Here is a 22,984-nt window from a genome sequence, read left to right on the forward strand (position 1 = left end):
TTCAAACTTGCTGAATTGCCCTAATCTCGAACTGTTCCGGGAGGACGGCGGATTGTTCGCCGACGGAGGGTCGATGCTTCCAGGCTGGATCATATTTGCGTTTGCCTTGGGTTATCTTCTGCTGCTTTTCGCAGTAGCAAGCTATGGCGACCGCCGGAGCCGGAAATTCGGCGTGCCGGAAGGCGGCCGGCCTGTGGTCTACGCGCTCAGCCTGGCGATCTATTGTACGTCCTGGACCTATTTCGGCGGCGTCGGCCTTGCGGCCCATAATGGGCTGGAGTTTGCCGGCATCTATATCGGACCGATCCTCGTCTTCACACTCGGCATGCCGCTCTTGAAACGAATCATCGAACTTGCCAAGGCCGAGAAACTGACATCGGTCGCCGATTTCGTCGCCGCGCGCTACGGCAAGAATTCCACTGTTGCGACCATCGTGGCGCTGATCTGCCTCATCGGCACCATTCCCTATATCGCGCTGCAGCTGAAATCGATTTCAGCGACCGTCACGGCGATGGTCAATCCCTCGGACTATGGCATCGGCAGCGGCAACCTCTACTTCCTCGATCTGCCGCTGATCGTCACGCTGGTGCTTGCCTGCTTTGCCATCATGTTCGGCACCCGCCATACCGACGCGACGGAGCATCAGGACGGGCTCATCCTCGCGGTCTCGATGGAATCGATGGTGAAGCTCGTTGCCTTCCTGACGGCAGGCGTCTGCGTCATCTGGTTCCTGTTCGACGGGCCAAGCGATCTCTGGCATAGGGGCTCGGAGAACGCCCTGGTCACCGCCGCACTCGACTATCAGACACCGCTCAGCCGATGGATCACGCTGACGTTGCTTTCGGCCTTCGCGATCATCATGCTGCCGCGCCAATTCCATGTCACCGTCGTCGAAAACCGCACGGCAAAGCAGCTTCGGCTCGCGGGCATTCTCTTCCCGCTCTATCTGATCGCCATCAATCTCTTCGTGCTGCCGGTCGCGATCGGCGGGCTGCTTATCTTCGGCGGCAACGGCAATGCCGATCTTTATGTCCTTACCCTGCCACTTGCAGGGCAAATGCCGGTTGTCTCGCTGATCACTTTCGTCGGCGGCTTTTCGGCGGCGACCGCCATGGTGATCGTCGATTCCGTGGCGCTTTCCATTATGGTGTCGAACGACATCGTCATGCCGTTCTTCCTGCGCCGGAAGCTCGCGGGCCTTGCGAGCCAGCGCGACGACTTCGCCAAGAGCCTGCTCAATATCCGCCGCAGCGCCATCTTCGCCGTGCTGCTGCTTGGTTATGCCTATTATCGCTCGACGGACAGCACGACAGGCCTCGCCTCGATCGGCCTGCTCTCGTTTGCCGCCATCGCGCAGATCGCTCCCGCCCTCTTCGGCGGTATGATCTGGCGGAGGGCAAATGCGCGGGGCGCCATCCTCGGCCTCGCGTCCGGCGTCATCATCTGGGTTTACCTGCTGTTCCTGCCCTCGCTCGGCGGGCCGGATTATTCCTATGTGGCAAGCAATTTCCTCGGCTTCATCTTTCCCGGCACAACGCTTTTCGCGGGGCCGGATGCCGATCCTCTCGTCAACGCGACGGCAATGAGCCTGCTCGTCAATACAGCCGCCTTCATCGTCGGATCGCTGACGCGCAACGCCAAGCCGCTGGAACGCATCCAGGCCGGCATCTTCGTGAAACGGCATTCGCGCTCGCAATTTGCCACGCGCGGCTGGAAGACACGCATCAGTGTCGGCGATCTCAAGACGGCGATTGCGCGCTATCTCGGCGAGGAGCGCATGCAGCGCTCGCTTGCAACCTATGAGCAGACCTCCGGGCGCAAGCTGGAAGACGACCAGCCGGCCGACATGGCCCTCATTCATTTCACCGAGCAGCTTCTCGGCAGCGCCATCGGCTCCTCCTCGGCGCGGCTCGTGCTCTCTCTGATCCTGCAGAAAATCGAAGATGCTTCCTCTGACACGGCCTGGCTGCTCGATCAGGCAAGCGAAGCACTACAATATAATCAGGACATGCTGCAGACGGCACTCTCGCAGATGGATCAGGGCATCGCCGTTTTCGACAGTTCCAATCGGCTGACGATCTGGAACCGCCGCTTCCGGCAATTGCTGGACCTGCCGGAAAACGCTGGCCAGGTCGGTTTTCCGCTATCGGAAATCGTCAGTATCCTCAGCCAGCGCGGCGATATCGCGCCGGGCGACCAAGGCCAAGCGGTGCGGCATTTCCTGACGCTGGACAAGCCCTTCCCGCTGGTGCTAGGCGGCGGCGAGCGCATCATCGAAGTCCGTTCCAACGCGATGCCGGACAAGGGCATCGTCGCGACCTTCACCGACATCACCCAGCGTGTGGCCGCCGACCAGGCTCTTAAACAGGCAAACGAGACACTGGAACAGCGTGTCGTCGAGCGCACGGCGGAACTGACCCGCGTCAACAAGGAACTCGCCGAGGCGCGGGCCGCGGCAGACGAGGCCAATATCGGCAAGACCCGCTTCTTTGCCGCCGCGGGCCACGACATTCTGCAGCCGCTCAATGCTGCCCGGCTCTATTCTTCGGCGCTCGTCGAGCGCATGGCGCAATCGGAAAACAGCCCGATCGTGCGCAATATCGATTCCGCGCTGGAATCGGTCGAATCCATTCTCGGCGCCGTGCTCGACATTTCCCGGCTCGATACCGGCGCCATGCGCCCGCGGCTGGCATCCGTGCCGTTGTCCGACCTGCTGGAGCGCATCGAGACCGATTTTGCGCCGATCGCCCGCGAGAAGAAGCTGAAGTTCAAAGTGATGCCGACATCGCTGCGGGTGCGCTCCGATCCGAACCTGCTGCGCCGTCTGGTGCAGAACCTCGTTTCCAACGCCATCAAATATACCGTCAGCGGCACGGTGCTGGTCGGAGCGAGGCGACGTGGCAATCAGGTGATGATCCAGGTGATGGATTCGGGCATCGGCATTCCGCCTTCGAAATTCCGGACAGTGTTCAAGGAATTCGCGCGGCTGGATGAAGGTGCCAAGACTGCCTCAGGCCTCGGCCTCGGGCTGTCCATCGTCGACCGCATCGCCCGCGTGCTGAGCCACAAGGTCGAACTTCATTCAACGCATGGCAAGGGCACGGAATTCCGCATCCTCATGCCGCTCGATATTTCGAAGAACGTGGAAGCCGCGGCAGCCGTCGTTCCCGTCGACCGCACGGCCCAGCCGCTGAAGGGGTTGCGCATCCTGTGCATCGACAACGAACCGAAGATTCTCGAAGGCATGCGGCTCCTTATCGACGGATGGGGCTGCGACACGCAGGCGGCGGATTCGCTCTCTGCCGTCCAGGCGCTTTCGATGCGTCAGCCGCCGGATCTTATCATCGCCGACTATCATCTTGCCGATGGAACCGGCGTCGAAGCAATCCTGCATCTCAGGCAGCATTTCGGCATCGAGATTCCGGCGCTGCTCATCACAGCCGACAGGACGCCGGAAGTGCGGGCGGCGGCAGAAAGGAACGTCATCGCCGTGCAGCATAAGCCGGTGCGACCGGCAGCACTGCGCGCCTACATCACTCAGATTTCCAGCCTGAAGCGGGCTGCCGCCGAGTGAAGATCATGGGGCTTTGCGCTGCCCGAAAACGTGTCCGACAAGCTCCCGCACGCGGGCAGATGTCGGAACATCGCCGAAGAGAATGCGGTACATAATGGGTGCCACGACGCTGTCCATGACCGCGTCGATATCGGGGAAAAACTCGCCCCTCTCCTTCGCCCGGACAGCAATCGCCTCGATCTGCTGCCGGGTGAAATTACAGCATTTGGTGGCGTTGTCGCCGGTCTGGGCTGCGAGCACATCCCGGACATATTCACGACCGGGGCCTGAAGACATTTCCTCAGCATATTGCTCGGCCCACACTTCCAGATCACCGGCGCCGCTGCCGGTATCGATCGGCTCCATATCGGGACGCAGGCGTTCGACAGCGACATCGGCCAGCAATTGCTGCAGGTCACCCCAGCGGCGGTAAATGGTAGACGGGGTCACACCTGCACGCATCGCGATCAGCGGAACGGTGATCTCTGCACGGCTCATCTCTGCCAGGAGTTCGCGAACTGCGGCATGCACCGAAGCCTGGACACGCGCACTTCTCCCGCCCGGACGGATATTCTCTTTCACTGCCATTTCGAACCCAATTTTCTCCGCCTCCGAAGCGCAGAGCGATCTTTAGAATTCGCCTACAGCACCGGCCCGAAAATCGGAATCGATTTTCGGAAAGCCTGATGCGTAGATTCAAAAGGGCTTGAGCCCTTCAAGTCCTTTTAGCATATCGTGGTCGCAAAGCCGGCTGCACGGTTTGCGCGACATGCGCCTCCAACAGTTCAGAAACTTTCATCAACCTATTAACGCAAATTATTTGCCTTTAGCGGTCACCTTGCCCTAGATAGAGCTAACGCAACGATTTAGCCTTAAGGGACTATAGATGGTCGCCGCTCCTGAATCCATCAAGAATTCGTCACCCATGGGCTTTCATGCTCTGACGCTCGCTATCCTCTTTGGCGCATCGGCTGCGCCAACGCCGCTCTATCGTATCTATCAGGAAGCCTTTGCCGTTTCTCCGATCCTCATCACCATCATCTTCGCTGTCTATGCCTTCGCGCTGCTTGCAGCCCTGTTGATTGCAGGGTCCATCTCCGATCATCTCGGACGGCGGCCTGTCATTTTCGGCGCATTGCTGCTCGAAATCATCGCTATGGCGCTATTTTCGATCGCCAGCGGGCCGGAATGGCTGATCGCAGCGCGCATCGTGCAGGGGATCGCCACCGGTATCGCCGGCGCCTCCCTCGGTGCGGCACTTATCGACGTCGATCGGGTCAAAGGGCAGATCGTCAATTCCATTGCGCCGTTCTCCGGCATGGCGATCGGCGCCATCAGCACCAGCGCGCTCGTCCAGTACGGACCGGAACCGCTGCACCTCGTCTACGCCCTGCTGCTTGCAGCCTTTGCGGTACAGGCCGTTGCGCTGTGGCTGACGCGGGAGACAGGCGGCAAGCGACCCGGCGTCTTCGGATCGCTGAAGCCGACGATTTTCATTCCGCAGCAAGTAAAGAAGCCGCTGTCGCTGGTGACGCCAATCAATATCGCCAACTGGACGCTCGGCGGCTTCTACCTGTCGCTCGTGCCTTCGTTGGTCGCCTCTATCACCGGAAGCCGCGCGCCGCTCACGGGTGGCGCGGTCGTAGCGGTGCTGATGCTGTCGGGGGCAATCGCCGTTTTCCTGCGCCAGAGCCGCAGCCCGAGGGGCAACCTCGTCTTCGGCGTTGCCTCGCAGACGCTTGGCATCGCCACGGTCGTTACCGGCGTACATCTTGCCAATGTGCCGCTGTTGCTCGTCGGCACGCTTTTCACCGGCGCCGGTTTCGGCACCAATTTCCTCGGCTCGATCGGCACGATCATGCCGCTCGCCAAGCCGGAAGAGCGGGCCGGCCTGCTTTCGGCCTTCTACATCCAGAGCTATCTCGCCTTCAGCCTACCTGCGATCCTTGCCGGTTTCCTCGTCAAATCGATCGGTTACGGCGCGACGACGGATATCTACGCAACTGCCATCGTGCTTGTCAGCCTTGCGGGGTTGACAGTGCTTCGCATGACAAGAGAAACGGCGACGGCATGACGCCGCCGCCCGATGTAATCACCGCCAGCCAAGTGCCGGAGCGACATATTTGAGGATCGATTCGATGACGTGGGCATTGTATTCCACGCCAAGCTGGTTGGGGACGGTGAGCAGCAGCGTATCGGCCTCTGCGATCGCCTCATCCTTCTTCAACTCTTCGATGAGCGCATCAGGCTCGGCAGCATAGGAGCGGCCGAAGATCGCCTTGGTGTTCTCGTCGATGAAACCGATCTTGTCCTGCCCTTCATTGCCATAGCCGAAATAGGACCGGTCGCGATCGTTGACCAGCGCAAAGATGCTGCGGCTCACGGAAACGCGCGGCTCGCGCTGATGGCCGGCTTCTTTCCAGGCCTCTCGGTAGGCTCGAATCTGTTTGGCCTGCTGGATATGGAAGGCTTCGCCCGTCTCGTCATCCTTCAGCGTCGAGCTCTGCAGGTTCATGCCGAGCTTGGCGGCCCAGACGGCCGTGGCGTTGGAGCCTGCGCCCCACCAGATGCGCTCGCGCAGGCCTTCGGAATGCGGCTCAAGACGCAAAAGGCCGGGCGGATTGGGAAACATCGGCCGCGGATTGGGCTCGGCAAAACCTTCGCCCTTGAGCACTTCGAGGAAGACCTCCGCGTGGCGGCGGCCCATATCGGCATCGCTCTGTCCATCAGGCGGATTATAGCCGAAATAGCGCCAGCCATCGACGACCTGCTCCGGCGAGCCGCGGCTTATGCCGAGCTGCAGGCGCCCCTGGGAGATCAGATCGGCCGAGCCGGCATCTTCCGCCATGTAGAGCGGGTTCTCATAACGCATGTCGATAACTGCCGTGCCGATCTCGATGCGGCTGGTCCTCGCTCCGACTGCGGCAAGCAGCGGGAAAGGCGAGGCAAGCTGGCGGGCGAAGTGATGGACGCGGAAATAGGCGCCATCCGCGCCGAGCTCCTCGGCGGCGACCGCGAGGTCGATCGACTGCAACAGCGTATCGCCGGCGGAGCGCGTCTGAGATTGCGGCGAGGGCGTCCAGTGCCCGAACGAGAGAAAGCCGATCTTCTTCATAATCCATCGCTTGAACTGAGATATACCTTCATGCTTCTTGGCATGATTCCGGATAGGCATATAGGCGCTGCGCGAGAGATTTGTGAGCCCCGTTCAGCTGGATCGCATAAAGATGCTGAGCGAGATGTTTGACAAGATCGACGAAGAAACTTGCACCGGACCTTCAAAGGAACCGATTAGTGAATGCTGGGGAAGTGGCTGGTAATCCCGGAACCTGTGGCGTCCTGGCAGCATTGGTGCAATGCCTTTTCGAGGACCTTTGCCATCTCCCATTGCTTCGCGTTACGCGCAATTTCGTAGGCCTGAAAGCAATGCCAGAACATGTTTTCCTGCGCTGAGCGCCGATCGATTCTCGGGCAGATAATCCCCGCATAATGAGAGGGTGTTCCGCTGGCATCACGAAAGCACCGCCCGAAAGCGGCAACTTCCACGCTCGTGCCATCAGGCCTGATAACACGATAATCCTGCTGATAGGCGCCACCCGTCACGATCGCTTCATGGATCGCTCGCGCAATCTTCGCTTTGTCTTTCGGGTCGATCCTGTCCAGGAAACTGGTAATCGGCTGGCCACTTTCCAACTGCCGAGCTTCAAAACCAAGGAGGGCAGCGACGGCGGCATCCGCGTAGATGGTATCGGTACCCAGGACCCAGCTGAAAATACCGGCATCCGGTACACTGAGACTCTTGTCAACCAAGATCTCGTCCTTCGTGGTGGTATCCAAGCCTGCCTCCATCAGTGAGCTGTGGATGTATTCGCACCCACTATCTCATCCTGAGGTTGAAGCCGCCATCCCAAGAAATTAGGATATATGAGTATTCGAGCAGCCCTCTTGGCCGATCATTGCGGCGAGCCGATGGACAATCTGCCCGCCTCCGAGCCGGAAATGTGGGGAGTGCCAAGTCGGCGGCTATGGCCTTTGGGAAACCGCGCCGCCTCACCGATTACGCAGCCTTGTCGGCAGCCGGATAGGGATCAAAACGGCCGTAGAAGGTCTCGCCCTTGGCCGCCATGTCTTTCAGCAGCGGCGTCGGCTTGAAATGATCGCCGTAGCTGGAAGCCAGCTTTTCGGCGAGGTCCACGAAAGCCTTCACGCCCATGCCGTCGACATAGCTCAGCGCACCGCCGGTATAGGGCGCAAAGCCGAAGCCGAGGATGGAGCCGACATCGGCTTCGCGCGGGTCGGTGACAATACCCTCTTCCATGGTGCGGGCGGCTTCGAGAGCGATCGTGACCAGGAAGCGCTGTTTCAGGGTGTTGACGTCGATTTCGTCGGCCGGTTTCTGCGGATAGAGGGTCTTCAGCTCCGGCCAGAGGAATTTCTTGGCGGGCTTGGCCGGATATTCATAGAAACCCTTGCCGTTCTTGCGGCCACGGCGGTCGAGCTCGTCCACCAGCTTATTGATGAGCGCAAGGTGGCGTTCGTCGACAGCCTTGGGGCCGAGATCGGCAACCGTTGCCTTGAGGATCTTCTGGGAAAGGTCGATCGCCACCTCATCGTTCAGCGACAGCGGGCCGACCGGCATGCCGGCCATCTTGGCGGCATTTTCTATCATCGCCGCCGGCACGCCTTCGATCAGCATGTCGTAGGCTTCGTGGATATAGCGGAAGACGCAGCGGTTGACGAAGAAGCCTCTGGTATCGTTGACGACGATCGGTGTTTTCTTGATCGCAGCGACGTAGTCCAGGGCCACGGCGAGCGCACGTTCACCGGTATTCTTGCCGAGGATGACCTCCGTCAGCATCATCTTTTCGACCGGCGAAAAGAAATGCACGCCGATAAACTGATCCGGGCGCTTTGAATTTTCCGCAAGCCCCGTAATCGGCAGGGTCGAAGTGTTGGAGGCGAAGATGGTCGTTTCCGGGATGACGGCTTCGACTTGCTCAATGACCGCCTTCTTGACGGCGCGATCCTCGAAGACCGCTTCGATGACGAGATCGGCATCCTTGAGATCAGCATAATCTGCAGATGGGGTGATACGGGCGAGAAGGGCGGCACCTTCCTCCTGTGTAAGACGGCCCTTACCGATGGAATCCTTGACGAGGCCTTCGCCGACGCCCCTGCCTTTCGTAGCAGCCTCGATATCGCGGTCGATCAGCACGACCTCGAAACCGGTAGCCGCCGTGACATAGGCGATCGAGGCGCCCATGAAGCCCGCGCCGACGACGCCAATCTTTTTCAGCTCGGTCTTTGGCACACCGGCAGGGCGGCGGGCGCCTTTTCCGAGTTCCTGCATGGAGATGAAGAGCGAGCGGATCATCGAGAAGGCTTCGGTCGTCTGCAGCACCTGCGTGAAATAGCGCTGCTCGATCTTCAGCGCGGTGTCGAAGGGAACCTGCAGGCCTTCATAGACGCATTTCAGGATGGCGAGCGCGCCGGGATAGTTACCTGATGTTTCGCGGCGCAGGATGGCGGGAGCTGCCGGCCAAAGCTGCGCAGCAGCGGGTGTCCAGATGCCGCCGCCCGGCACCTTGAAGCCTTTTTCGTCCCAGGGGGCGACAGGCTTCAGTCCGTCCTTGATCATCTGCTTGGCCGCCGGGATCAGCTGATCCGGCTCGACCACCTGATGGACGAGGTTCATGGCCTTGGCCCGCGAAGCGTTCAGCGACTGGCCCGTCGTCATCATCTGCAGGGCGGACTGGGCATCGGTCAGGCGCGAGATGCGCTGCGTGCCGCCGGCGCCTGGGAAGATCCCGACCTTGACTTCCGGCAGGGCAATCTTGACGCTCTTGGCATTGGAAGCGACGCGGCCGTGGCAGGCGAGCGACATTTCCAGCGCACCGCCCATGCACGTGCCGTTGATGGCGGAGACCCAGGGCTTGCCGCAGGTTTCGAGCTTGCGGAACAGGCCGGTCATGCGGCCGACCAGATCGAAGAGTTTCTGTGCCGCACCGTCAGGATCTGCGGCTTTCTCCTGCTGATAGAGCGTGAACATGGACTTGATCATCGACAGATCAGCGCCCCCGGAAAAGGAGGGCTTGCCCGAGGTGATGACCACGCCCTTGACGGCGCTGTCGGTGACGGTCGCATCGATGATGGCGTCGAGTTCGTTCATCACCTCTTCGGTGAAGACGTTCATCGACTTGCCGGGCATGTCCCAGGTGACCAGGGCAATACCATCCGCATCGGTCTCGACGGTGAAGTTGGTGTAGCTCATCGTCTCTCTCCCTTAGACGCGTTCGATGACGGTTGCCGTGCCCATGCCGGCCCCGATGCAGAGGGTGACCAGTGCGGTGTTGAGGTCGCGGCGTTCCAGCTCGTCCAGCACGGTGCCGAGGATCATGGCGCCGGTGGCGCCGAGTGGATGACCCATGGCGATCGCACCGCCATTGACGTTGATCCGGTCGTGCGCGATGTCGAAAGCCTGCATGTAGCGTAGCACCACGGCGGCGAAGGCTTCGTTCAATTCGAAGAGGTCGATATCGGCAAGCGTCATGCCCGTGCGCTTCAAGAGCTTTTCGGTGACATCAACGGGGCCGGTCAGCATCAGGGCCGGGTCGGAGCCGATATTGGCGAAGGCCTTGATGCGGGCACGGGGCTTCAGGCCCATGCTCTCCCCGCCGGCCGTGGAGCCGAGGAGGACGGCCGCGGCGCCGTCGACGATCCCGGAGGAATTACCGGCGTGGTGGACATAATTGACGCGCTCGATTTCCGGATGGGCCTGAATGGCGACGGCTTCGAAGCCGCCCATTTCGCCGGGCATCTGGAAGGAAGGATTGAGGGAGGCGAGCGCCTGCATGTCCGTGCCGGGGCGCATGTGTTCGTCATGAGCAAGGATGGTCAGGCCGTTCTGATCCTTGATCGGGATGACGGAATTCTTGAACCAGCCATTGTTCCAGGCATTCGCTGCGCGCTTCTGGCTTTCGACGGCATAGGCATCGACGTCGTCGCGGGAGAAGCCGTATTTGGTGGCGATGAGATCGGCCGACACGCCCTGCGGCATGAAATAGGCCGGGAAGTTGACGGAGGGGTCCATGAACCAGGCGCCACCGGACATGCCGAGGCCGACGCGGGACATGCTTTCGACGCCACCGGCGATGACGATATCGTCGGCGCCCTGCGCGATCTTGCCGGCGCCGAAGTTCACCGCGTCGAGGCCGGAGGCGCAGAAGCGGGAGATCTGCATGCCGGGCGCCCTGGTCGAATAACCGGCTTCGAAAGCGGCGGCCTTGGGGATGACGGCGCCGGCATCCATAACCGGATCGACGCAGCCCATGATGATGTCGTCGACCGTTTCGGTGTTGAGACCGTTGCGGTCGCGGATCGCCTCCAACGTCTTTGCCGCAAGGCGCACGGAGGGCACTTCGTGGAGCGCGCCGTCCTTCTTGCCGCGGCCGCGGGGCGTGCGGACGTGATCGTAAATGAAAACCTCGGTCATTGTCTCATCTCCCTGGCGGCGCAGACGCGCCGGTGAATTTTGCTCGTTAGCAAGGCCGAAGTGGAAAAACCTGCGTCTGCGGCCCCCCTCATCCGGCCCTTCGGGCCACCTTCTCCCCGGTGGGGAGAAGGGGAGACCGCTCAAAACGCTTCGGCGGCCAGTTCCATCATCGTGTCGGCGCCGGTCTCGATGCGGGCCTTGCGCAATGCTGTTTCGGGCATGATGCGCTCCATGAAGAATTTCGCGGTGATCAGCTTGTTCTTCAGATAATCCTCGCGTGCGTCGCCCGCTGCAAGGCGCTCGTTGGCGGCTTTCGCCATGCGCGCCCACATATAGCCGAGAACGACGAGGCCGAAGAGGTGCATGTAATCGGTGGAGCCGGCACCGGCATTGTCGGGTTTTGCCATGGCATTCTGCATGAACCACATGGTCGCGCCCTGAACATCGTTCAAGCCCTTCTTCAGGTGCTTGGTGAAGAAGCTGAGCTGCTCGTCATTGCGGTTTTCCTCGCAGAAATCACCGATCTCCTTGAAGAGCGCCATGGCGGCGCGACCACCATTCAGTGCCAATTTGCGGCCGACGAGATCAAGCGCCTGGATGCCGTTTGCGCCTTCGTAGATCATGGCGATGCGGGCATCGCGCACATACTGGCTCATGCCGTGCTCTTCGATATAGCCGTGACCGCCGAAGACCTGCTGGGCCATGACGGCATGATCGAAACCCTTGTCGGTCATCACGCCCTTCAGGATCGGGGTGACGAGGCCGAGAATATCGTCGGCGGTCTGGCGCTCGTTGCTATCGCTGGCGCGGTGGGCGATATCGGATTTCAGCGCGGTCCAGAGCAGGAAGGCGCGGCCGGCCTCGTTGAAGGCGCGGATGGTCATCAGCGAGCGGCGGATATCGGGATGGACGATGATCGGATCGGCCTTCTTGTCTGGCGCCTTCACACCGGACAGCGAGCGGCCCTGGATGCGGTCACGGGCGTAATTGGCGGCGTTCTGATAGGCGATCTCGGAAATGGCAATGCCCTGCAGGCCGACCATCAGGCGGGCCTCGTTCATCATCACGAACATGGCATTGAGGCCGCGGTTTTCCGCGCCGATCAGATAGCCGGTCGCCTCGTCGTAGTTCATGACGCAGGTGGCGTTGCCGTGGATGCCCATCTTGTGTTCGATGGCACCGCAGGAGACCGTGTTGCGGGCGCCCGGCGCGCCGTCCTTGACGAGGAATTTCGGAACGATGAAGAGCGAGATGCCCTTGGTGCCCTCTGGCGCGCCTTCGATGCGGGCCAGCACCAAGTGGATGATGTTGTCGGCCAGGTCATGCTCGCCGGCGGAGATGAATATCTTCTGACCTGATATCTTGTAGCTGCCATCAGCCTGCGGCACTGCCTTGGTGCGCAGCATGCCGAGATCGGTGCCGCAATGCGGCTCGGTGAGGTTCATGGTGCCGGACCAGCTGCCGTCCACCATCTTCGGCAGGTAGGTGCTCTTCTGCTCGTCGGTGCCGTGGACGAGGATCGCAGCGATAGCGCCCTGCGTCAGACCCGGATACATCATCAGCGACATGTTGGCCGCCGAGGTATATTCGCCAACGGCAGCGTGCAGCGTGTAGGGCAAGCCCTGGCCGCCGAACTCCTCCGGCACGGCAAGGCCGATCCAGCCGCCGTCGCGATAGGCCTGATAGGCCTCTCTGAAACCCTTCGGCGTGGCGACCGTGCCATCGTCGCGGCGCAGGCAGCCTTCCTGATCCCCGGAATAATTGAGGGGGAACAGGACCTCCTCGGCCACCTTCGCCGCCTCGCCCAGGATGGCTTCCACCATATCAGGCGTGGCATCGGCAAAACCCGGGAGATTGTTATAGCGCTCGAGACCCAGCACGTCGTTCAGCACGAAGAGCGTGTCGTTCACCGGGGCCTTGTAGACTGGCATCGTTCGAATTCCTCCAATTCGGCAACCGGATCACTCCGGCCTCGAGACTCTCTTACAAAATATTGACGTTTGCGTAAACGTCAAATTCTGCCTGTGTGCGATTTTATGAACCGGTGCGAAGAGCATCGGAATAGTCCGTTGCTTCTCCGGCTAAGCGCGCTACACTTCTTATGCGACTTTAGAAAAGCCTGGGAGGAGCTGTTCATGAAGAGAGCGTGGCCCGCGGAGTTCAATTCCGTTTTCGATACGGCCGAGGAAGTGACCATCGAGCCCATAACAGTCGAGCCGGTCAACGGCGAGAGACTGGTTGCGCATGATGAGCCGCCGGCTCCGCGCAAAGCTCTGAGGGTGCGCATCCCTATGGAAACCTATGAACGCATCTGGCCGCTCGCCGAAATGCGCTTCCGGCCGGCGGAAGGCCCCTATGCGGGCAAAGCGGTAACGCTGATCGCCACCAACCCGCACTATCACCCCTGGCATCCAGCCGATGGCGGCAGCGAGGAGAAAGTCAGCGACAGCGGACGGCATTACAAGATCGATTATTTGATCGTGCATTTCCTGCTCGACGACGTGCGCGAACCGGTGGCCGCTTGAGCATCGACCAGGCGGCTTGAGACACAACGGCTCCCGGAATAGGCTTGCACCAGCAACGTCCATTCGGGAGCCAAGCTTTGAGCGATTTCGACATCATCCGCCGGCGCGCCGAGCAAAGAAAAGGCGGAGCCGATGCGCTGAATGCGATGCTGCCGGCCATGCCTGACCATGAGGCGCTGCGCGCTCTGCCGGACGATCGCATTCTTTCGCAGATGACGCGGCGGATCTTCTACAGTGGCTTCGTACACAAAGTCATCGACAACAAATGGCCGGGCTTCGAAGAAGCGTTCGACGGCTTCGACCCTGCCGCCCTCAATATAGCTCCCGACGAATACTGGCATGATCTGACCAGCGACGACCGCATCGTCAGGAACGGCGCGAAGATCATGTCGGTACGCGCCAATGCCGCCTTCGTGCGGGAGCTTGCGAATGAGGCCGGCAGCGCCGGCGCCTTCTTCGCCGATTGGCCGCCCGAGGACCATATCGGCCTGCTTGAGGTGCTCACCAAACGCGGCAGCCGACTGAGCGGCGGCACGGGACAATATTTCCTGCGCGGCATCGGCCGCGACTGCTTCATCATGACGAGGGATGTGCTGGCCTGCCTGAGGGATGCGGGCGTGCCGCTTTCGCCATCCGGCACCGGCAAGAAGGATCAGCAGCTGATCCAGCAGACGTTCAACCGCTGGGCTCAGGAAACGGGGCTGCCGCTCGCCTACCTCTCGCGCATCTGCGGGCTTTCGATCGACGCGCCCCGGGAGTGAAATATTTCCGGCCGGCGGTTTTTTGACAGGCTGCGACTGACTACTTCTCCGGAAGGTTCATCCGAAGGAGAAGATCATGGTCGAGTTTCCCTATCGCAGCGCGCTTATTGTCGGTGCCGGTTCCGGCATCAGCGGCTCACTTGCCCGCAAGCTTGCAGAGCGCGGCGTCAAAGTGAGCCTTGCGGCGCGCAATATCGGCAAGCTCGGGCCTCTGCTCAATGAAACCGGGGCGAAGGCTTTTGCTACCGACGCTTCACAGGCCGCGGCGGTTTCTGCCCTCTTCGAGCGCGTCGATGCCGAAATCGGCGAGCCCGATATCGTCATCTATAATGCCAGCGGCCGGGTGCGCGGGCCGATTGCCGAACTCGATCCCGCAGAGGTGCAGCAGGCGATCGCCACCAGCGCCTTTGGTGGTTTCCTCGTCACACAACAGGCGGCAAGGCGGATGATCCCGCATAGGCGCGGTGCGATCCTGCTGACGGGGGCTACGGCCAGCATCAAGGGCTTTGCGCAATCGGCGCCCTTTGCCATGGGTAAATTCGCGCTCCGCGGTCTGGCGCAGAGTGCGGCACGCGAGCTTGGGCCGTTCGGCATCCATGTTGCGCATTTCATTATCGACGGCGCCGTGCGCTCCGCCACGAGGCCGGATAGGGAAGACAAGCCCGACGGTACGCTTTCACCCGATGCGATCGCGCAATCCTATATCGACGTGCTGCTGCAGCACCGCAGCGCCTGGTCGCAGGAGGTGGAGTTGCGGCCTTGGACGGAAAACTTCTGATTCAGCCGGTTTCGATAGAGCATACATGCTTTGCCGAACGTGCCGAAACCGGTAGGATCGGACCAGCTTCGACAGCCTGGGAGGGAACGATGCTGCGTCTGGACCACGTGACGATCGATACACGCGATGCACCTGCCATGATCGCTTTTTTCGAGAACATTCTTGGCGTGAAGGAGGGCTATCGGCCGCCCTTTCCCTCGCGCGGTCACTGGCTTTATCTCGACGACAAGCCGGTGATCCATCTGAGCCTGACGGAGCGGGCTCACGATTTTCCGCCCGGCATCTTCAATCATGTGGCCTTCAGCCTCTTCGAGTTCGAACCGGCGCTCGCTCGCATCAAAGCCGGCGGCTATCGGTACGAATATCGCGACATTCCGGATACCGATCTCGGACAGGTGTTCATTTACGGGCCGGAGGGCGTGAAGATCGAGCTACAGTACAAGCGGCCGCTCTAAAGGTTTCGGCGCCTGGAACGGGCTCGAAAAAGGCAAAAGTTAAAAAATTCTCATCCGGGTTAACGAGTTCTTTACCACGTTTCGTAAAAGGTGCGCGGTGAGCATTGGCGATCTGCATTCCTTTTCTTTGTCTCGCGTTTCAGGAATGTCGCCGAAAGACTATCCAGCCTGAGGAAAGTCTAATTGACTATTTCCTTATGGATGGCGCTCTCCGATGTGTGCTCCGGTATGCTTCGGAAAAGGCAATGATCGAGCCCAGACCGGGCAATCGAAGCGAGCAAGAACATGAACGGATCGCGATCACATTCTTCCCGGCATTCCGACAGGACCTCGCTCGATGCGTTAAACCGCACTATCGAGGGGCTGGAAGCGCGGATCGAGGGCCTGATGGGCAGCGGGCGCGAACAGCGGCCCCGCGATCCGAAGCCCGAACGCGATCCCTATGCCAGTTCCTACGCACCCCGCGCAGCCGATCCGCTGGCGGAAATCCGGCAACGCCAGCGCGCACTCGAGGCCACTAGAGAGGACCGCGAGCGCACCTATACGCGCGAAGCTGCACCGGCTCTTTCACGTGAACCTGCTCTCGCGCCAGCGCAGCGCGCTCCGGCGCCGCAGCCGTCGGCACCTGGTCTGCGCGCCTCCGGCGACACGATGACCGAAATCGCCCAGGCGCTCGTGAACCTGCGGCAGGACCTGAAGCGCGACATTTCCGAAGGCGTCACGCGCGAGATGAATGCGCTGCGCACGGAGCTGCGGGAGATCAAGGCGAGCGCGCAGGACCGACATTTCGCCGACGACATCCGCGCCGATATGGGGCGTCTGTCGCAGAGCATTGCGCAGCTCACCAGCCGCTCGGCCGGACCGGAAGCAACCGGCCTGCGCAACGAATTCGAAGAGCTGCGCTCGCTGATGGACGGCCTGGCGCGCGAGGATTCGATGCGCCACATGGAACAGCGTTGGGACAGTGTAGAAAGCCGCCTGGCGGAGCTCGACACGGCCGGGCTGCAGGAAGAGCTGGTCTCGCTTGCCTACAGGCTTGACGACATCAAGCGGCATCTCGGCGGCATGGGCGAAAGCCCGGCCGTGCAGGCGCTGGAAGACAAGCTCATCACCATCGCCTCCGCTGTCGAGCAGTTCGGCAATCTGATCCAGCCGCACGATCGGATCATGTCCGAACAGTTCGCCGCCATGGATACGCGGCTCGATGAGATCAGCCGCGCGATCGCCGCCGGCGGACGCGCTGCCACCGGCACCGACCCGGCACTGATGCAGCGGCTGGAAAACCGCCTCTCCGCACTTGGCGACCAGATCGAACTGATGGGCCGCGCCGCCATGAGCCGCCTCAACCCCGCCGACGATATGGCGGGCCGGCTGGAAGCGCTGACGGCGCGCGTGGAAGACCTCGCCAAGACCGAAGCGACCTCACGGCTCGACGAGCGCCTGGAACACCTTTCCCTTCTGCTCGAGCGTACGCAGAAGACGGCGCCGCCGCAGGACCTGACCGGCGCGCTCTCGGACATTTCCCGCAAGATCGATGCGCTGGAAAACGGTTCGGTCAATGACGCGCTCGCCGAACGGCTCGACCATCTCGCACGCCGCATCGACGAAATGGAAGTTCGCCCCGCCCCAGCGCCTGTTATCGACGACAGGGCCTTTCAGCGTCTCGAAGGGCGGCTCAGCGACATCGCCGCGCGGCTGGAGGAAAGTACGGCGGCGGCGCCGACCGACATGCGCGCGCTGAAGAACCTCGAGGAGCAGATTGCAAATCTCTCCGAGCTCCTGAACGCGCCGCGCGAAGTATCAGCAGATCTCGACCGCCGCATGGGCGCAATCGAGGATTATATCGCAACCAACGACGAATATATTATCGAGGCAGCGCGGCAAGCGGCAGAGGCCGTGGTCGATGCCTATTCGCGCAACGGCGGAGCGCAGGGCGCTACGCCCGCAGAGAGCGACATGTCGGCCCTCATCGCGCTCGCCGAAGATCTGCGGAACCTCGAAGATCTGAGCCGCGACAGCGAGGAGCGCACCCACAAGACCTTCCAGGCCCTGCACGAGACGCTGCTGCACATTGCCGACAGGCTGGACACGATGGAAGAGCGGGTGCGCCCAGCCGCCACCCGGATGCCAGCTGCAGACGTCGATTTCGACGTCGATCCCTATGCACTGGTCGACGCAGGCCGGGAGTCGGCTAAAGCTCCGGTGATCCAGGCGCCGAGGGCTTCGCCGGTGCTGCGCACGGGCGATATGACCGAAGAGGTGCCGAGCCGTAAGCCTGAACCGGCATTGGCCGACGGCACCAGCGCTATCGCCATCGAAGCAAGCCAATCGGCAAAACCCGCTCTTGCCGCCAAAAGCAGCCTTCTTGCCGGCCTTGGCCGGAAGCTGATGCCTTCGCGCAAGACGGAAGCGAAGGCCGCTGTCGAACGCACGGTCATCAATCCCGCTCCGTCGATCGATCCCGTCGACGTGGTGCCTACTGAAGCGGCAAACGAGCTCTTGGAACCGGGGTCGGGCGCACCGGACGTCAAGAAGATCCTGGAGCGCGTGCGCGCCAGCCAGAACGCCCAGCGCGGCAAGCCGGCCACCGAAAACGATCGTGCGGACTATATAGCCGCCGCGCGCCGCGCCGCGCAGGCCGCAGCCATGGAGATCGACAGTAACGCAAAACCGGCGAACCGCGCGGCAAAGCCGGAAAAATCCGGCCAGGGTGGCGCATTTTCACGCTTCCGCCGGCCGATCCTGCTGGCGGTCGGCGCCGTGCTGCTTGCCATCATGGCCTTCCCGCTCGCCCGTACGCTGACGACAGGTCAGAAGGCTCCGCCGCCGGCTGAAGTCTCGGCTCTGACTGGAGAGACCGAAACGCCGCAATCAAGTATGGCAGCGCCAGCCCCGGTTGCGCCGGAAACAATGGCACCGGAAACGGCCGCTCAGCCGCCCGCATTGCCAACGGAGTCCGCTCCCGAGACAGCCGCTCCGGGAGAGCCGCAGGCAACAATGCACGATCACCTAGCCGACACCACGCCGCTCGACGGCGAAGGTGCCGGGGATTTCAGCCCGGCACCGGCACAGGATGCGTCCGGCGTCGTTCCAAGCGCGCCCTTGGCGCCGGCAGCGGTGCCTGCCGCTCCCACGGCCGCCTCGATCGTCGTTCCCGATACGATCCAGCCGCAGCCGCTTGCCGATGCCGCGCGCAACGGCGATGCGTTGGCGCTCTTCGAAATCGGCGCGCGTTATACCGAAGGCCGCAACGGCCCCGTCGCCGATCAGAAGCAGGCGGCAAACTGGTATCAGCTTTCCGCCGACAGGGGCTTTGCGCCTGCGCAGTACCGCCTCGGCAGCATGTATGAGAAGGGTAACGGCGTCGACCGCGACGTGCAGAAGGCCAAGACGCTCTACGAACGAGCCGCAGGCCAGGGCAATGCCGGCGCCATGCACAATCTCGCCGTACTCTACGCCTCGGGCGCACTCGGCCAGCAGGATTACACGACGGCGGCCTCCTGGTTCCAGAAGGCTGCGGATCTCGGCATCATGGATAGCCAGTTCAACCTCGCCATCCTCTGCGCTCGCGGCAACGGCGTGCCGGCGGATCTGGAAGAGTCCTACAAGTGGTTTGCGATCGCCGCCAAAGCTGGCGACAAGGACGCCGCCCAGAAGCGCGACGAAGTGGCGAAAGCCATGAAGCCGGATCAGCTCGAGCGCGCCCGCGCCAAGGCTGATCTCTGGAAACCGCAGCCGCTCGACAACAAGGCGAACGGCATCGAGATCCCGGACGCATGGGCAAGTGGCGCTGCCCCAAAGACGGCAAGCATCGACATGAAGAAGGCGATCCGCAACATTCAGGCGATCCTCAACAATAACGGCTTCGACGCCGGTCCGCCGGATGGGGAAATGGGTACAAAGACGGTAAGCGCCATTAAGAACTTTCAGAAGTCGATCGGCCAAGAGCCGACCGGGAAGGTCAATGACGACACGGTGAAGGCGCTTCTGGAGCGTAACAAACCAGGTGCCAAGGCCATCTAAGACAACCCGGCGGTACCCTGCCGCAGGGCTTGCGCACTTTCGCGCCGACTGTCACAAAACCTGAAAAAAGCCGGATTATGCGGGACATATCGGGACTCGCATCCTGCTCACCATGGCTTTTTCCTTCGAAAGCCTCTGGCAACGTTTTCACAGTAGGATGCGCCATTCGAATGGGGACGTGAGAGAGCAGCTCCGGCGGGAGCGGCGATAATCGGGGTCGGCTGTGACAATCTATCTGCCCATCGCAGAATTGTCGGTGAACATCTTCATCATTCTCGGCATGGGAGCTGCCGTCGGATTCCTGTCCGGCATGTTCGGCGTTGGCGGCGGCTTTCTGATAACGCCCCTCCTGATCTTCTACAACATTCCTCCGGTCGTTGCCGTCGCAACGGGGGCCAACCAGGTCGTAGCTTCCTCGATATCGGGAGCGATCACGCATTTCCGGCGAGGCACGCTGGATGTGAAGCTCGGCACGGTGTTGCTTGTCGGCGGTCTTTCGGGTGCGACGGTCGGCATCTGGATTTTCTCGCTGCTGCGCTCCATCGGTCAGCTCGACCTCTTCATCTCCCTGCTTTACGTCGTCTTCCTCGGTACGGTCGGCGGGCTGATGCTCTGGGAAAGCGTCAACGCCATGCGCCGTGCAGCCCGTAACGAAGCGCCTGCCCCACGCCGGCCCGGCCATCAGCACTGGGTTCACAAGCTGCCGCTCAAGGTTCGGTTCAAGAAATCGAAGATCTATCTCTCGGTCATCCCGATCGTGGCACTCGGCTTTGCGATCGGCATCCTCACCTCCGTCATGGGTGTCGGCGGCGGCTTCATTATGGTACCGGCGATGATCTACCTGCTGCGCATCCCGACCAACGTGGTCGTCGGGACCTCGCTCTTCCAGATCATCTTCGTCACCGCCTATACGACGATCGTGCAGGCGGCGACCAACTATTCCGTCGATATCGTGCTCGCCTTCTTCCTGATGCTCGCCGGCGTCATCGGTGCGCAATACGGGGTGCGCGTCGGCCAGCGGCTGCGCGGCGAGCAGCTGCGCGCCCTGCTCGGCCTTCTCGTTCTTGCCGTCGGCCTGCGCCTCGCGGTCGCTCTGGTCGTGACGCCGGAAGACATCTATTCGGTGGTCATGGGAATGGGGAACTGATGCTTCGGCTCGTGCTGCTCCTCCTTACCCTTCTCATGCCTGTCGCTGCGGCGGCACAGGTGCTGCTGCCCGGACAGGGAACGACGCGGGCCGAGCGCGAGGGGCTGGAAATCGGTACCTCCACCAGCGAAATCGCCATTACCTCCGATTTCCGCGGTGCGGACCTGACGATTTTCGGCGCGGTGACGAATACCGACGACCTGCTGCTTGCCATCGGCCAGTATGACGTCATCGTGGTTCTGGAAGGCCCGCGCGAAGACGCCACGGTGCGCAAGAAGGAGCGGGTCTTCGGCATCTGGATCAATACCTCGTCAATGACCTTCGCCGAGGTACCGCATTCCTATTCTATGTCGAGTTCGCGCTCGATCGACGACATCACGACGCCGCTCGACCTGACCGGAGAGGGTATCGGCATCGACCATATTCCGCTGCGGCCGATCGATTTTACCGGCAACTTCAACAGTCTCAACGAATTCCGCACCGCCTTTCGCCGTCTGCAGCAGGTCGGGGGTCTATACGAGCGCGATCCGAGCGGCGTGCGCTTCGTCTCCTCCAATCTCTTCAAGGCAAGCCTGCGGCTGCCGGCCAATATTCCGAACGGCGTGCATACGGTGCGCGCCTACCTGTTCAAGAGCGGGAAGTTCGTGACGCAGAAATCGCAGCCGTTGCGGGTCATCAAGACGGGCATCGAGCAGACGATCACCGATGCGGCGCATGAGGAGCCGATTTTCTACGGCTGCTTTGCGGTGCTGCTGGCCGTCCTGACGGGATGGGGCGCCAGCCTGATCTTCCGCAAGGACTGATCGGATCGATTTTTCGTAGCCGAGGACCTCTGGAACTTTCCTTCGAATAGCCGAGCGTAGGGTCATCCCCGGCGGCAGGAGCTCACTCCGATGCCAACGACGGGTGAGCGATGACGCTCCGCGATACTTCGCTCAAAACCGCTTGCATTTCACCACCAGTCGAGTTAGGCTCAACCAGTTTCTAAACACAACTGGTTTTAATGCCGACACGGGCGAATGGAGGATGAAATGAGAAAGCTTGTTGTCTGGAATCTGATGACGCTGGATGGCTATTTCGAGGGATCGAAACCGTGGGATATCGATTTCCATAATCTGGCCTGGGGGCCGGAGCTCGAAAAATATGCCGAGCAGTTCGGCGAGGAAGGCGATCTGCTGGTCTTCGGTCGCAAGACCTATGAGGGCATGGCTGCCTACTGGCCGACCGCCGAGGGCGAAAACAAGATCAAGGCCTATATGAACGGCATCACCAAGATCGCTGTCTCGCGGACCATGGAAAAGGCGGACTGGAACAATACGCGCGTCGTCAATGATCCAGTGTCCGAACTGAAGCGGCTGAAGGAAGAGGACGGCAAGACGATCTTCATCTTCGGCAGCGCCGAGCTTGCCGATGCCCTTCTGAAGGCGGGGTTGGTGGATGAAATCCGCATCTGCCTGGTGCCCGTCATTCTCGGCGGCGGTAATCCGCATTTCAAGCCTGCGGATGCACAGCAGCCCCTGAAACTGCTCGACTCGTCTGTGACGAAGAGCGGCGCCGTGATCCTGCGCTACGAGCCCGTCAGAGCTATCTGATCATTGTCTTTACAGGCTGCAGCCAGCAAGGCTGCGGCCGCTTCGCCTGCTGTTTCCATATAGTTGGGATCGCGATGCAGGAGCACGGCGGCAAAGGAGCCGTCGAGCAGCAGAACGACCTGGCGGGCGAGCTTCGGCGCCTCGATAAGATGCTGTTCCTCGAAGAGAGCAGCGAGCCATTGCTCGACATTCTTCTTATGCGCGGCGCCAACCTTGATGGCGGGATGGCCGGGCATATTGGCAAGCTCAGCGGAGGTTCTGAGATAACCGCAGCCGTTCCATTTCGGATGTCGGGCAGAACGGGCGAGATTGTCGAAAATGCCTTTTACCTTCGCCGCAAGATCGCCGTCCGTTTCTGCAAACCAGCGCCTGTAGACGGCGAGATTGGGCTGATCCCGGGTTTCCAGATAGGCGGCTATCAGATCGTCCTTGCTGTCGAAATGATAATAGAGGGTGCGTTTGGTGACGTCTGCCTTCTCCGCTACGGCATCGACACTCACGGCGCGGATGCCCTCGCTGTAGAAGAGTTTCGCGGCGGCTGCGACGATGCGCTCCCGCGTGTCTGATGCGGATCTGACCATGACTGCAATGTATACCGACTAGTGAGTGTCATCAACACAGCCCGGCGCCTAATATCCTGCAGGGTCAGGGACGAAGG

The 22,984-nt window shown here is 61.3% G+C and carries 17 protein-coding genes; 10 read left to right on the forward strand and 7 right to left on the reverse strand.

Annotated features, from left to right (window positions below; translation table 11 throughout):
• Window positions 1-73 precede the first annotated feature (73 nt).
• A complete protein-coding gene (locus JNB85_RS05245; RefSeq protein ID WP_220333322.1) occupies window positions 74-3,574 on the forward strand; it encodes a PAS domain-containing hybrid sensor histidine kinase/response regulator in 3,501 nt (1,166 codons plus the stop codon).
• A gap of 3 nt (window positions 3,575-3,577) precedes the next feature.
• Here JNB85_RS05245 and JNB85_RS05250 read toward each other — a convergent pair whose 3' ends face one another.
• Window positions 3,578-4,141 carry a TetR/AcrR family transcriptional regulator gene (locus JNB85_RS05250; protein ID WP_220333323.1) on the reverse strand — a complete coding sequence of 188 codons (564 nt, stop codon included), beginning with the start codon at window positions 4,139-4,141 and terminating at the stop codon, window positions 3,578-3,580.
• Between the two features lie 298 nt (window positions 4,142-4,439).
• Between JNB85_RS05250 and JNB85_RS05255 the strand changes: the two genes are divergently transcribed.
• Window positions 4,440-5,627: an MFS transporter gene (locus tag JNB85_RS05255; RefSeq protein ID WP_220333324.1), complete on the forward strand. Its 1,188-nt coding sequence runs from the start codon at window positions 4,440-4,442 to the stop codon at window positions 5,625-5,627.
• Window positions 5,628-5,645: 18 nt separating this feature from the next.
• Here JNB85_RS05255 and JNB85_RS05260 read toward each other — a convergent pair whose 3' ends face one another.
• The 5 genes from JNB85_RS05260 to JNB85_RS05280 all read right to left on the reverse strand — a co-directional run bounded on the left by JNB85_RS05260 (window position 5,646) and on the right by JNB85_RS05280 (window position 12,976).
• Window positions 5,646-6,668 carry an LLM class flavin-dependent oxidoreductase gene (locus JNB85_RS05260; RefSeq protein ID WP_220333325.1) on the reverse strand — a complete coding sequence of 341 codons (1,023 nt, stop codon included), beginning with the start codon at window positions 6,666-6,668 and terminating at the stop codon, window positions 5,646-5,648.
• 176 nt (window positions 6,669-6,844) lie between these two features.
• Window positions 6,845-7,390, reverse strand: a complete 546-nt coding sequence (locus tag JNB85_RS05265) for a PAS domain-containing protein (RefSeq protein ID WP_220333326.1) — start codon at window positions 7,388-7,390, stop codon at window positions 6,845-6,847.
• Between the two features lie 220 nt (window positions 7,391-7,610).
• Entirely contained in the window at window positions 7,611-9,824 is a 2,214-nt protein-coding gene (locus JNB85_RS05270) for a 3-hydroxyacyl-CoA dehydrogenase NAD-binding domain-containing protein (RefSeq protein ID WP_220333327.1), read from the reverse strand.
• 12 nt (window positions 9,825-9,836) lie between these two features.
• Entirely contained in the window at window positions 9,837-11,045 is a 1,209-nt protein-coding gene (locus JNB85_RS05275; RefSeq protein ID WP_220333328.1) for an acetyl-CoA C-acetyltransferase, read from the reverse strand.
• Between the two features lie 140 nt (window positions 11,046-11,185).
• Window positions 11,186-12,976 (reverse strand): acyl-CoA dehydrogenase C-terminal domain-containing protein, encoded by a 1,791-nt coding sequence (locus JNB85_RS05280; RefSeq protein WP_220333329.1) that lies wholly within the window; start codon window positions 12,974-12,976, stop codon window positions 11,186-11,188.
• Between the two features lie 204 nt (window positions 12,977-13,180).
• Between JNB85_RS05280 and JNB85_RS05285 the strand changes: the two genes are divergently transcribed.
• The 8 genes from JNB85_RS05285 to JNB85_RS05320 all read left to right on the forward strand — a co-directional run bounded on the left by JNB85_RS05285 (window position 13,181) and on the right by JNB85_RS05320 (window position 22,326).
• Window positions 13,181-13,570 (forward strand): hypothetical protein, encoded by a 390-nt coding sequence (locus JNB85_RS05285; RefSeq protein ID WP_220333330.1) that lies wholly within the window; start codon window positions 13,181-13,183, stop codon window positions 13,568-13,570.
• A 77-nt stretch (window positions 13,571-13,647) separates the two neighbouring features.
• A complete protein-coding gene (locus JNB85_RS05290) occupies window positions 13,648-14,331 on the forward strand; it encodes a DNA-3-methyladenine glycosylase I (RefSeq protein ID WP_220333331.1) in 684 nt (227 codons plus the stop codon).
• Between the two features lie 76 nt (window positions 14,332-14,407).
• On the forward strand, window positions 14,408-15,109 hold the full coding sequence (locus JNB85_RS05295; protein ID WP_220333332.1) for an SDR family NAD(P)-dependent oxidoreductase: 702 nt from the start codon (window positions 14,408-14,410) through the stop codon (window positions 15,107-15,109).
• 89 nt (window positions 15,110-15,198) lie between these two features.
• Window positions 15,199-15,564 (forward strand): VOC family protein, encoded by a 366-nt coding sequence (locus JNB85_RS05300; protein ID WP_220333333.1) that lies wholly within the window; start codon window positions 15,199-15,201, stop codon window positions 15,562-15,564.
• Window positions 15,565-15,849: 285 nt separating this feature from the next.
• Window positions 15,850-19,587: a peptidoglycan-binding protein gene (locus JNB85_RS05305; protein WP_220333334.1), complete on the forward strand. Its 3,738-nt coding sequence runs from the start codon at window positions 15,850-15,852 to the stop codon at window positions 19,585-19,587.
• Window positions 19,588-19,810: 223 nt separating this feature from the next.
• Window positions 19,811-20,734: a sulfite exporter TauE/SafE family protein gene (locus tag JNB85_RS05310; RefSeq protein WP_220333335.1), complete on the forward strand. Its 924-nt coding sequence runs from the start codon at window positions 19,811-19,813 to the stop codon at window positions 20,732-20,734.
• A complete protein-coding gene (locus JNB85_RS05315; protein ID WP_220333336.1) occupies window positions 20,734-21,537 on the forward strand; it encodes a TIGR02186 family protein in 804 nt (267 codons plus the stop codon). Before JNB85_RS05310 ends, JNB85_RS05315 begins: the two co-directional genes overlap by 1 nt.
• A gap of 228 nt (window positions 21,538-21,765) precedes the next feature.
• The gene (locus tag JNB85_RS05320) at window positions 21,766-22,326 is read left to right on the forward strand and encodes a dihydrofolate reductase family protein (protein ID WP_220333337.1); all 561 of its coding nucleotides are present in this window, start codon (window positions 21,766-21,768) and stop codon (window positions 22,324-22,326) included.
• Here JNB85_RS05320 and JNB85_RS05325 read toward each other — a convergent pair.
• Window positions 22,302-22,907, reverse strand: coding sequence for a TetR/AcrR family transcriptional regulator (locus JNB85_RS05325; protein ID WP_220333338.1), 606 nt, complete (start codon window positions 22,905-22,907; stop codon window positions 22,302-22,304). The genes JNB85_RS05320 and JNB85_RS05325 overlap by 25 nt on opposite strands.
• Window positions 22,908-22,984: the final 77 nt, after the last annotated feature.

The sequence above is a fragment of the Rhizobium mesosinicum genome, assembly GCF_019511345.1.
Classification (GTDB): domain Bacteria; phylum Pseudomonadota; class Alphaproteobacteria; order Rhizobiales; family Rhizobiaceae; genus Rhizobium; species Rhizobium mesosinicum.